10 protein-coding genes and 1 pseudogene are annotated in these 12,424 nt (G+C 34.6%); 7 read left to right on the top strand and 4 right to left on the bottom strand.

The features are described from left to right. Window positions 1–58 precede the first annotated feature (58 nt). The 7 genes and pseudogenes from dapD to DKK79_RS09935 form a co-directional block, all read left to right on the top strand. The gene (gene dapD / locus DKK79_RS09965) at window positions 59–883 is read left to right on the top strand and encodes a 2,3,4,5-tetrahydropyridine-2,6-dicarboxylate N-succinyltransferase (RefSeq protein ID WP_110423932.1); all 825 of its coding nucleotides are present in this window, start codon (window positions 59–61) and stop codon (window positions 881–883) included. A gap of 93 nt (window positions 884–976) precedes the next feature. Beyond that, window positions 977–1,468: a YajQ family cyclic di-GMP-binding protein gene (locus DKK79_RS09960; protein WP_034882710.1), complete on the top strand. Its 492-nt coding sequence runs from the start codon at window positions 977–979 to the stop codon at window positions 1,466–1,468. 370 nt (window positions 1,469–1,838) lie between these two features. Beyond that, window positions 1,839–4,112 (top strand): beta-glucosidase BglX, encoded by a 2,274-nt coding sequence (bglX, locus tag DKK79_RS09955; RefSeq protein ID WP_110424074.1) that lies wholly within the window; start codon window positions 1,839–1,841, stop codon window positions 4,110–4,112. 53 nt (window positions 4,113–4,165) lie between these two features. After that, window positions 4,166–5,860, top strand: a complete 1,695-nt coding sequence (locus tag DKK79_RS09950) for a sensor histidine kinase (protein WP_110423931.1) — start codon at window positions 4,166–4,168, stop codon at window positions 5,858–5,860. Next, a complete protein-coding gene (gene btsR, locus DKK79_RS09945; protein WP_034882713.1) occupies window positions 5,860–6,579 on the top strand; it encodes a two-component system response regulator BtsR in 720 nt (239 codons plus the stop codon). Before DKK79_RS09950 ends, btsR begins: the two co-directional genes overlap by 1 nt. A gap of 281 nt (window positions 6,580–6,860) precedes the next feature. Continuing rightward, window positions 6,861–9,008 carry a carbon starvation CstA family protein gene (locus DKK79_RS09940; RefSeq protein WP_034882715.1) on the top strand — a complete coding sequence of 716 codons (2,148 nt, stop codon included), beginning with the start codon at window positions 6,861–6,863 and terminating at the stop codon, window positions 9,006–9,008. 315 nt (window positions 9,009–9,323) lie between these two features. Then, window positions 9,324–9,533, top strand: a pseudogene (locus DKK79_RS09935) (transposase); the annotation flags it as partial. Window positions 9,534–9,573: 40 nt separating this feature from the next. Here DKK79_RS09935 and DKK79_RS09930 read toward each other — a convergent pair. The 4 genes from DKK79_RS09930 to DKK79_RS09920 all read right to left on the bottom strand — a co-directional run bounded on the left by DKK79_RS09930 (window position 9,574) and on the right by DKK79_RS09920 (window position 12,299). Then, complete coding sequence (locus DKK79_RS09930; RefSeq protein WP_110423928.1) at window positions 9,574–10,680, bottom strand: hypothetical protein; 1,107 nt, start codon at window positions 10,678–10,680, stop codon at window positions 9,574–9,576. A gap of 1 nt (window position 10,681) precedes the next feature. Beyond that, window positions 10,682–11,056, bottom strand: coding sequence for a hypothetical protein (locus tag DKK79_RS09925; protein ID WP_110423927.1), 375 nt, complete (start codon window positions 11,054–11,056; stop codon window positions 10,682–10,684). Next, complete coding sequence (locus tag DKK79_RS14730; RefSeq protein WP_258363445.1) at window positions 11,025–11,159, bottom strand: hypothetical protein; 135 nt, start codon at window positions 11,157–11,159, stop codon at window positions 11,025–11,027. The genes DKK79_RS09925 and DKK79_RS14730 overlap by 32 nt, the downstream gene beginning before the upstream one ends. Before the next feature lie 255 nt (window positions 11,160–11,414). Further along, on the bottom strand, window positions 11,415–12,299 hold the full coding sequence (locus tag DKK79_RS09920) for a hypothetical protein (protein ID WP_110423926.1): 885 nt from the start codon (window positions 12,297–12,299) through the stop codon (window positions 11,415–11,417). Window positions 12,300–12,424 lie beyond the last annotated feature (125 nt).

Below are 12,424 nucleotides of genomic sequence, written 5' to 3'. Positions count from 1 at the left end.
ATTATACTGTTTGCCCAATTAAATTTGCTAACGGACTTAAAGTTAAAGGAAACGAGAAATGCAACAATTACAAACTATTATTGAGGCAGCATTTGAACGTCGTGCTGAAATGACACCTTCAAATGTTGATAAAGTAACACGTGATGCAATTAATCAATGTATCGCTTTATTAGACAGCGGTAAAATGCGTGTCGCAGAAAAGATTAATGGCGATTGGGTGACTCATCAATGGTTAAAAAAAGCTGTGTTACTCTCTTTCCGTATTAATGAAAACCAACTTATTGATGGCGGTGCAACCAATTATTATGACAAAGTACCATTAAAATTTGCTGATTATGATCAAGCCCGCTTCCAACAAGAAGGCTTCCGCGTCGTTCCATCTGCGATTGCGCGTAAAGGAGCTTACGTTGCTCGTAATACAGTGTTAATGCCATCTTATGTAAATATTGGTGCTTATGTTGATGAAGGTACCATGGTTGATACATGGGTAACTGTTGGCTCATGTGCGCAAATCGGTAAAAATGTTCATTTATCTGGCGGTGTTGGTATCGGTGGTGTATTAGAACCACTACAAGCGAACCCAACAATTATCGAAGATAACTGCTTTATTGGGGCACGTAGTGAAATCGTTGAGGGTGTGATTGTTGAAGAAGGCAGTGTCATCTCAATGGGCGTATTTATTGGTCAAAGTACCAAAATTTATGATCGGGCAACCGGCGAAGTTCATTACGGTCGTGTACCAGCTGGTTCGGTTGTGGTGTCAGGTAACTTACCAACTAAAGATGGTAAATACAGTCTCTATTGTGCAGTAATTGTTAAAAAAGTAGATGCTAAAACTTTAGGTAAAGTTGGCATTAACGAATTACTTCGTACTATCGATTAATCTTAATTATAAAGCCGCCGTAAATATTGTGGCGGCCACTAAAAGAGTTGTTTAGAATAATTAATACTTATAACGATTAGAAGAGGAAAATTTATGCCTTCTTTTGATATTGTGTCAGAAATTCAAATGCCAGAAGTAAAAAACGGTGTCGATAATGCGACTCGTGAATTGGCAACTCGTTGGGATTTTAAAAATGTCGAAGCATCTTTTGAACTCAATGAAAAAAATGAAACCATCAAGGCAACTAGCCAATCTGATTTCCAAGTCCAACAGCTATTAGATATTTTACGCGATAAGCTGGCTAAACGTGGTATTGATGGCGGTGCGCTAGAGATTCCAGAAGAGATGGAACATAGCGGAAAATTTTATAGCATTACTGTCAAACTAAAACAAGGTATCGATAAAGAGTTAGCTAAAAAGATAGTTAAACTAATTAAAGATAGTAAACTTAAAGTGCAAGCGCAAGTACAAGGCGAGCAGGTTCGTGTCACTGGTAAGTCACGTGATGATTTACAAGCGACCATGGCATTAGTTAAAAATGGTGAATTAGGACAACCTTTCCAATTTACTAATTTTCGAGACTAATCTATTTTGCTATTCATAATAATTGCTGACATAGTTTTAAAAATATTGTCTTGAAGACATAGTATTAAAGACATTCTGTTAAAAACATTGTGTTAAAAACATTCTGTTAAAAACATTGTATTAATAACATTGTGTTAAAAACAAAGTGTTGAAAACAAAATTTGAAAAACTTTGCTCGGCAATTTTTATCTCTCTTCTCAATCAATCACCAAATAACTTTAGAAACGTACTTTTTTCAGATCTTTTTTTAAGAATAAATGCTTTAGACTTTATATTTTGGCTGGTTATTTTTAAAGAACAGGATTTTTTTAATTAAATACGTTATGCTATCGAGTTATCTATCCTCTTAACTATAAAATTACTCATTATGATGAAAAAATTAATTTTATTTTTCGTTTTTTCTATTTTTTCATATCCTTTATTAGCACAAAATCCCAATAATGAAGAAAAAAAAGTGTTTATTGATGACTTGATGTCAAAAATGACCATTAAAGAAAAAGTGGGGCAACTGAGGCTAATTAGCGTGGGTGGTGCTTTAACGCTAGACAAAGTTCTCGATCAAATTGAAGCTGGGGAAATCGGGGGGATTTTTAATACTGTAGTTGAGCCGGATCTCTCGCGGATGCAAGAAAGAGCATTAAAATCACCCAACAAAATTCCCGTTTATTTTGGCTTTGATATTGTTCACGGTCATCGAACAGTCTTCCCGATTAATTTAGGCATTGCCGCCACTTGGGATCGTAATGCTATTGCTAAAACTGCTGAAGTATCAGCTGATGAAGCAACATCTGATGGACTTAATTTGACTTGGGCACCAATGGTTGATATTACCCGCGATCCGCGGTGGGGGCGAGTATCGGAAGGTTTTGGCGAAGATCCTTATTTAGCGTCGGAAGCCGGGCGGATTTTTGTCGAAAAAATGCAAAAACAGTCACTAGAGGATAAAAAATCATTAGTCACAACCGTTAAACATTTCGCACTTTATGGTGCGGTTGAAGCAGGGCGTGAATATAACAGTACAGATATGAGTGAACGAAAAATGTTCCAAGAGTATCTAGTACCTTACAAATCCGCGGTGGATGCTGGTAGCCGAGCAGTTATGGTTGCGCTTGTTAGTGTTAATGGTATTCCAGCTACGGCTAATCATTGGTTATTAACCGAAGTATTGCGTAACCAGTGGCACTTTGATGGAGTAATTGTTAGTGACCATGGAGCTATCCGTGAATTAATTAATCATGGCGTGGCAAAAGATGCTAAAGATGCCGTTCGTCTTGCAATCCAAGCGGGTATTGATATCAGTATGAACGATGAGTATTTTTTACAGTTTTTACCAGAATTAGTTAATGAAGGTGCCATTGCAGAGGAGCAGGTCAACCAAGCTTGTCGCCATGTGTTAGAGCTCAAATATGATATGGGATTATTTAAAAATCCGTATCGAAATTTAGATCCTAATTTTGCTATTGAAGCCATGTTTGCCAATGATCGCCTACATCGGGTTGAGGCTAGAGATGTTGCTCGTCGTAGTATCGTATTGTTAAAAAATGATAATAACATTCTGCCATTAGATAAAAATAAAAAAATTGCTGTGATAGGACCATTAGCTGATTCAAAACGTGACATCTTAGGCAGTTGGTCAGGTGCTGGTCGTGCTAATTTAGCGGTAACACCGTTGGACGGAATTAAAAATGCGGTTGTTAATCCCAAATTAGTTAGCTATGCATGGGGGGCTAATATCTCGGATGATCCTAATCTATATAAATTTTTAAATTTATATGGCGAGATGAACAAATTTGATCAAAGACCACCAGAGGAGATGATTGCCGAAGCCGTTGCTCAAGCTAAACAGTCGGATGCTGTTGTCCTATTTGTTGGTGAAGCTCAAGGCATGGCACATGAATCATCAAGCCGTACCGAACTGAATTTGCCTGCTAGCCAAAAGCGGTTAATTAAGGCATTAAAAGCGACCGGTAAACCACTAATTATTGCACTAATGAATGGTCGTCCACTGACCGTAAAAGAAGAATATCAACAAGCTGATGCCATGCTAGAAACTTGGTTCTTAGGTACAGAGGGGGGAAATGCGGTTGCCGATGTTTTATTTGGTGATTACAACCCATCAGGTAAATTACCGATGTCTTTTCCTGATAATGTTGGTCAAATCCCAGTTTACTACAGCCATTTAAAAACCGGCCGACCACATGGTACCGTTAATATGGGTAAATATACTACTTCTTATTTTGATAGCCCTAATGAACCATTATTTCCATTTGGTTATGGCCTAAGTTATACTGATTTTGCTATAGATTTTTCATTATCTAAAACTGAAATGTCAGCAAATGGCGAAATTGAAGTTATTGCCAATGTCGAAAATATTGGCGAAAAAGTGGGTTCACAAGTTATTCAGTTATATTTGCAAGATGTTACGGCATCAGTAAGTCGACCGGTAAAAGAGTTAATTGGATTTGAACCAATATCACTTAAACCTCACGAAAAAGGCCAAGTGAAATTTGTTATCCAATATGACCAGTTAAAATTCTGGAATGATAAAATGCAATATGTTGCCGAGCCCGGGAAATTTAACGTGTTTGTAGGTTCAGATTCCACAACTAAGAATAAGCAATCATTTATTTTACTGGATAATTAAAATTAGCAGCCTCCGTCGACTTTGGTCGACGGTTTTGTGTCGTGGTTATAGTTATGTTTGAGTTTGATCTGGTTTTACAGCTTTTACAACAAATGTGCGTGTATTTGGTTATTGCTTATTTATTGAGCAAAACCCCAATTGTCATTCCTTTAATGCAAATCACCATCCATTTACCTCATAAACTAGTTTGTTATCTTATATTTTCATTATTTTGCATTATGGGAAGCTATTTCAGTTTGCATATTGAAGATACTATGGCCAATACACGAGCTATAGGGGCTATTTTAGGTGGGTTGCTAGGTGGCCCTACAGTAGGTCTTTTAGTTGGTATAACCGGGGGCATTCATCGTTATACTTTAGGGGGGATCACTGCCGAAAGTTGTATGGTATCTACTGTTTTGACCGGGCTAATTAGTGGACTATTCCATTATGTCTTAATGAAAAAAGGTAGAATTGACTTAGTCTATAATCCATTCTTAGTGGGAGTATTAGGTGTCTTGGTTGAATCGTTAGAAATGATTCAAGTATTATTAATATCAAGACCTTTTGATGTTGTTTTACATGCTGTGCGTAGCATTGCTGTACCGATGATTGTGGCTAATAGTATTGGTGCAGCCATGTTTATGCGAATTTTATTAGACAGAAGGGCGATCTTTGAACGCTATACTTCAGCTTTTTCGGCCAAAGCACTTAAAATCGCAGTGAGTACTGAAGGTCTATTGCGTGAAGGTTTTAATCAGAAGAATAGTACTAAAGTTGCGGAAATTATTTATCAAGAGTTAGATATCGGAGCCGTATCAATAACCGATCGGGAAAAAATTCTCGCTTTTATTGGTGTTGGCGACGATCATCATTTACCTGGCACGCGAATTACCTCTAATGTTACTTTAGAAGCCATTGAGCAAAACGATGTTAAATACCTTGATGGTGCTCATGAACCTTATCAATGTTCAATTAATAAAAATTGTCGCTTAGGGGCAACACTGGTTATTCCGCTACGGGGTGAAAATAATAATGTTGTTGGTACTATTAAACTCTACGAAGCTAAAAATACTTTATTTAGCTCAATTAATAGGACATTAGGTGAAGGCATTGCTAGCTTACTATCCGCCCAGATACTAGCAGGTCAAAATGAATACTACAAACAGTTATTGTCTAAAACTGAGATTAAATTATTACATGCCCAAGTTAATCCTCACTTCTTATTCAATGCGTTGAATACTTTATTGGCTATCATTAGGCGTGATAAAGAACAAGCATCACAATTAGTGCAAAACTTATCAACCTTTTTTCGTAAAAACTTAAAACGTACTGATGAAGTAGTAACACTGAAAGATGAAATGGAGCATGTCAATGCCTACCTGCAAATCGAAAAAATGCGTTTTATGGAGCAGTTAAGTATAAATTTTGATATTCCTCAGCAACTCGAAGATGCGCAATTACCAGCATTTTCATTACAACCAATTGTTGAAAATGCCATTAAACATGGAACATCACAATTAATTAGTCAAGGCGAGGTAACCATTAGAGCTCGTGCAAATGAGAAAACTTTAAATTTAGAGGTTATTGATAATGCGGGTAATTATCGAGAGAATAAAAAAGATAATAAAGGACTTGGTCTTAATCTAGTAGATAAGCGAATTAAGATTCGCTATGGCGAAAACTATGGTATAAAGATAATCTGTAAACCTGATGAATATACTAAGGTAATGTTATCTTTACCTTTAATTAAGGATGTTGTGGTTTAATGTTAAATGTGATTATTGTTGATGATGAATTACTTGCCCGCGAAAATTTACGTTGTTTGTTAGACAAGGATAACCAAATTAATATTGTCGCAGAGTGTAATAATGCCATGGATGCTATTCGTGAAATTCATCGTTTAGCACCAGATGTTGTGTTTTTAGATATCCAAATGCCGAAAATAAATGGTTTTGAAATGTTATCAATGCTAGATCCGCAAACTATGCCACATATTGTATTTTTGACTGCCTATAGTGAATTTGCGGTTAAAGCATTTGAAGAACAAGCTTTTGATTATCTATTAAAACCGATTGAACAAGATAGATTAAATAAAACATTATGTCGTTTACATAAAAAATGTCCTGCAGCCGATATAAATCAATTAGCAGGTGTTGATCAACAGTTAAAATATATACCTTGTATTGGCCACAATCGAATTTATCTACTCTCTAATGATGATGTTTTTTATATTTCATCTAAAGTCAGTGGTATTTATGTTTTTAATCAAGATAACAGCGAATATTTCACTGAACTGACGTTAAAGACCTTAGAAGATAAAACCTCCCTTATTCGTTGTCATCGACAATATTTAGTCAATTTAAAAAAGTTAAAAGAGATTCGCTTTAATGAAGCTGGTAGTGTTGATATTATTTTAAATAATGATGTAGCTGTTCCTGTGAGTCGTCGATATTTAAAATCGCTTAAAGAGATTTTAGGGTTATAAATATTTTATTTGAGACTTTCTCGTCGATACCGTTCACGAGCCATTTTTAACCACTCATATAGTGGTTTCTACCTATAAGTAAATTTCACATATCATAAAATTAACTAAAAAATTACTATACCCTTGAGCATAAAGTAAGCTTTATCTCATGATCAACGACAATCAAATTCAAAAACAATTTGCAGTTAATATCCATCAATTTCATCAATCTTTGTAACTAAATAACAAGGTTAAAAAGATAGAAAGATGATATTAATTTTAAAGCGATAAAGAGAATTATTATGAATAATAGAATACTTAAGCATATACCTTGGATCATTTTGGCCATCGTTGGTGCTTGCTGTTTAGCAGTCATAGCACTACGCCGAGGTGAACACATTAGTGCATTGTGGATTATTGCCGCTGCGGTGTCTGTCTATCTAGTTGCTTATCGATATTATAGTTTGTATATCGCCAATAAAGTAATGCAGTTAGATCCAACACGGGCGACACCTGCAGTTATTAACAATGATGGTTTAAATTTTGTTCCAACCAATAAATATGTATTGTTTGGACACCATTTTGCTGCAATAGCTGGTGCAGGCCCGCTTGTTGGCCCAGTACTTGCCGCCCAAGTAGGTTATTTACCCGGGACACTTTGGTTATTAGCCGGCGTAGTATTGGCTGGCGCAGTACAAGATTTCATGGTGCTATTTTTATCATCACGTCGCAATGGTTCATCTTTAGGTGAAATGATTAAAGAAGAAATGGGGCCAATTCCGGGAACAATAGCTTTGTTTGGTTGTTTCTTAATCATGTTAATTATTTTAGCTGTATTAGCGTTGATTGTTGTTAAAGCATTAGCTGAAAGCCCTTGGGGCGTATTTACTGTTTGTTCGACCGTGCCAATCGCATTATTTATGGGTATTTATATGCGATACTTAAGACCAGGCCGTGTTTTAGAAGTTTCAATAATTGGGATTGTATTACTAGTTTTATCTATCTGGTTTGGTGGTGTTATTGCCCATGACCCATATTGGGGACCAGCATTAACTTTCAAAGCAACCACGATTACTTTCACCTTAGTTGGTTATGCCTTAGTTTCTGCGATGTTGCCGGTATGGTTAATTCTCGCCCCACGCGATTATCTAGCCACTTTCTTAAAAATTGGGGTAATCGTTGGTTTAGCTATCGGTATTGTTATTTTAAACCCTGATTTGAAAATGCCAGACGTAACGAAATATGTTGATGGCACAGGCCCTGTTTGGAAAGGAGCTTTATTCCCATTCTTATTTATTACTATTGCTTGTGGCGCGGTTTCTGGTTTCCATGCTTTGATTTCATCAGGTACAACGCCAAAATTACTTGCCAATGAAACCGATGCGCGTTTTATCGGTTATGGTGCCATGTTAATGGAATCTTTCGTAGCTATAATGGCATTAGTTGCGGCATCTATTATTGAGCCAGGTTTATATTTTGCCATGAATACGCCACCGGCGGCGCTAGGAATTACCATGCCTGATTTACATAAATTAGGTACTGGCGATGCGGCAATGATTATGACACAACTACATGATGTGACAGCTCATGCGGCTGCAACTGTGAGTTCGTGGGGATTTGTGATTTCACCTGAGCAAATTTTACAAACAGCTAAAGATATTGGCGAACCATCAGTATTAAATCGTGCCGGTGGCGCACCAACCTTAGCAGTCGGTATTGCACATGTGTTCCATCAAATTCTTCCTGGGGCAAATATGGGCTTTTGGTATCACTTTGGTATCTTATTTGAAGCATTGTTTATTTTAACTGCGCTTGATGCAGGTACTCGTTCTGGGCGTTTCATGTTGCAAGACCTTTTAGGTAACTTTGTGCCATTCTTGAAAAAAACCGATTCACTTATTGCTGGTTTCATTGGTACTTTAGGATGTGTTGGTTTATGGGGATATCTACTTTACCAAGGAGTGGTAGATCCATTAGGTGGTGTTAAGAGCTTATGGCCATTATTTGGTATTTCCAACCAAATGTTAGCAGCTGTAGCGTTAGTATTAGCAACCGTGGTATTAATTAAGATGAAACGAGCTCAATATATTTGGGTAACCGTTATACCGGCAGTTTGGTTATTGATTTGTACTACTTGGGCATTAGCACTTAAACTTTTCAGCAACGATCCAAATCTAGAAGGGTTCTTCTATTTGGCTAATGAGTATAATCGTCGAATTGCCGAAGGTAGCGAACTAACTGCAAAACAGATAGATAATATGCACCACATTGTTATTAATAATTACACTAATGCTGGTTTAAGTATCTTGTTCTTAGTGGTTGTGTATAGCATTATCTTCTTTGGTATTAAAACGGCACTTAAAGTGCGTAATAATAAACAAAGAACCGATAAAGAAACCGCTTATGTGCCTATTCCTGAAGGCGGCGTTAAAACAACCATGTCACATTAATCATAATAAGCAGAATGTTAAATCAAAATAACATTCTGCAATTTATAACAATAACTTCCTAATTCCTTATATTTTGCCCAACAAAAGTAATTATAGTTGGGTCTTTTTTATCCCTGATTAACTATCTTGATTTTTGAAAAAGTTGCGGGTAAAAATCACAACTTTTTCTCGGTAATTATCTAAATTTATTTATCATTTTTATAATTTCATGCTCCCAAATCGAGCTTTCAGGTGTAACTATCCCCTAAAATAGTACATAAAAAGTAGAAACTTCTCTATAATATTTTTAAGTAGAATTTTAACGAGAATTTCAATATGAAAAAATTATCGGAGCACCAAATTCTATCTATTTTAAAAGAAGCTGAAGTTGGTATCCCTATCAAAGAGCTTTGCCGTAAATATGGTATGGACGTTTCTAATTTTTATAAATGGCGAGATAAATATGGTGGTATGCAATCATCAGACATTAAGCGATTAAAACTGCTGGAAGCAGAAAATCGTAAACTTAAACAGATGTATGCTGAATTAAGTTTAACTTCTCAACTAAATCGGATTATCATCATCTTTAATCTGAAGATATTTCTCTCATAGGGAAAAACGAATCTCCTTCAATCCATTTAATTATTTTTCCGTGTTTTTCACTGTTATAACTTATTTTATACCAATCAACATAACCATTGCTCTTATGCAAAATTTCATCCAAAATTGTAACGGAATCGTGTTGTACTAGGTACATATCTGTTGCTGAGCGATGACTTGGTTTATTATAGAGTTTTGTTTTTTCGTTATATTGTATATAAGATGTAATGTTCCTTTTTATTGTCGATTTGTTTAATAATGCCGATAAGGCCTTTTTATTATAAAACTTGATATTTCCTTTGGCATCGACAATATCCAAACCAATAAAGGCTTGTGAACCAGAACGGTCAACTATTCGTTGATAAACTTCATCTTCTGGCTTAAATCGGTATTCTTTTTCCTTATTTACTATAACAATCGTGTATTTATTCAACTCATAATCTTTTATCGATGAATAGCGGCGGTAAAAACTGATACCATCGATTTTACCAATAAAAACATCAAATTTTTTGTATTGTAGACTCTCCTCATTCTCTGTAAAATCTGAAAAATAGTATATTGCTTCTAAATAAAAATTACGAATTAGCTTGTCAAATCCCACTTCAACGTCTCCAAAGCCATCTTCGACAATTTGCAAATTACCACAATAAGAATAATTAAATTTCATTGAATTTTTGAAACTTTTATTGAAATATATACAATTGATCATTAGATTATTATCTTTAATGATTATTGGGAAATGAGCTTCGGTAAGATATTCTGATGAGATGATAGAATAATAGAATACTGGTTTATGTTTATCATTCCATTGCGTAAACATGCTATATCTATAACCTGCTACTCCAATAACATTTTTATATGTTTTATTAAAATTTTTGCCATGTATTTCTAAAATTCCGGGTGTAAGAAAAACGTCATCATCTTCATCTTCATCTTTATTTTTATCTTCACATAAGTAAGAAGTGAATTTATAAGGTTGAGAGTTAATATTAAATTGATAATCTCTAACAGAAGTTTTATTGGTACAAGGATCCTTGGCGTGACAAACTGTGCTGATGGTTATCAATAACAGTAATAAAAGAATTTTTTTCATATTAAAATGCCTCAATCAAATTTGATGTTTGCCTAAGTATTGCCTCAAAACATTTAGCATTAGCTGCGATCTCATTAGCATAATTTTGGCCATTAATGACATATCTGGCGAGTTTATAATCAATCTTATCTTCATTAATATACTTTGATAATTTCCTTTTAGAAAAAATGCCATTTATTGAGCCCCAAATCAAAATTGGTACAGCATAATCAAGCTCAGCAGCTTTTTCTGGTTGATTGATAAAATCAACATTCAAATATTCACTCGCGTCTTTATAATTATTTTTCCAAGTCATATGCGCCAAACCTCTACCTCGATATTTTAAACCATCGCCCTCTTCTGTATTACCGTTTTTCTTTGCTTCCTTTTTTATCATCCGTACTCGCTAATACGGGATCATACTCACGACCATTATTACGCTCTACCAATGAATCAAACTCCTTAGCATAGGTAGTTTCCCAATGACCGGTTGCTAACATATAAGATAGATAATAAAGATTGGGTGGATATTTGGCGTTTTTTCGAAAGAATAGAATTTAATAGTGCTGACTGTAACAGTAGCTGCTAATTAATAAACATAATGGTGCAAGATAATATAAATATTTCATTTGTTAACCGTTAATCCTTTCCTTATTTTGGAAAAAGTTGCGGGTAAAAATCACAACTTTTTCTCGGTAATTATCTGACTTTTTTATTATTTTTATAATTACATACTTACAAATCCAATATTCAGATTAGTGAGCAAGTTGTTTATCAATATCAGTTATTTCTTGTTTATAATTTTGAATTAAACAAAACATAACGTTAGATAAATAAGGATCGGTCTCATCCCTATCACCAGAAACTGGAGGTGGTAATTTTAAACAACTTGAAGCCATTTTTTGCTGTAATTTTAAATAAGATTTTTTTATTGTATTGTTCTTTTTATTCAATAAGTTAATTTCTTGTTTTAATCTATTGTTGTAATGGTTATAAACATCTACATGGCAACTATAATATTCTTCTTTGTCATACTCATCTTCACAAGCTTTAAGTTCTTGTGAATCGATTTTTTTGACTGATTTATTCGAAATAATATTAAATTGATTTGGATAAATAATTTGATATTGAATTCCATCTGTAACATTGACTAACATATCTTGAAGTACAAACTTCATTTTTTGATTATCAATTTTATAGTGTTTCCAGAACATTGGACAAATCCCATCTTCTGTCTCTATCAAATATAATGTATATATCTCACCCTCTGGGGATATAAAATAATGTTGCTGAGCAGCTGCAAAATAAGAAAGATTAATATAATTATTAGCCAAATAAATCTTATCTTTTACGATATTATCTTTAACTATTGATAGAAATATATCAGCTCCATAAATAGTACCATCAGAGCCAATATCATTATTTTCATTATTTTCTGACATGCTTAATGTCAGTTGAAAATCCGGTCCGTTATAGATGATTACTGGCTCTTTATAAATAAATTTATATAACTCTTTTAAATCAAATTTAAGATTATTTTTTTTAACAGGGCAAAGCTTATCTACTTTTAGTTGCTTTGAATCATATATTGATTGCAAATAATTTGGTGGATAGGTACAATCCTTTTCTAGTTTATTCATATTGATTTTTCTAAAAAATGAGTCGCCACGATACTTGTCTTCTATTTGATAGTGCTGACTGTAACAGTAGGTGCTGAATAGTAAACAAAGTGGTACTAGATAATGTGAATATTTCATTTTTTAAC

This window comes from Gilliamella apicola (assembly GCF_003202915.1).
In the GTDB taxonomy this organism is placed as follows: domain Bacteria; phylum Pseudomonadota; class Gammaproteobacteria; order Enterobacterales; family Orbaceae; genus Gilliamella; species Gilliamella apicola_Q.
Note: the sequence above shows the minus strand (reverse complement) of the source record. Positions and strands in the feature narration are given on the sequence as shown.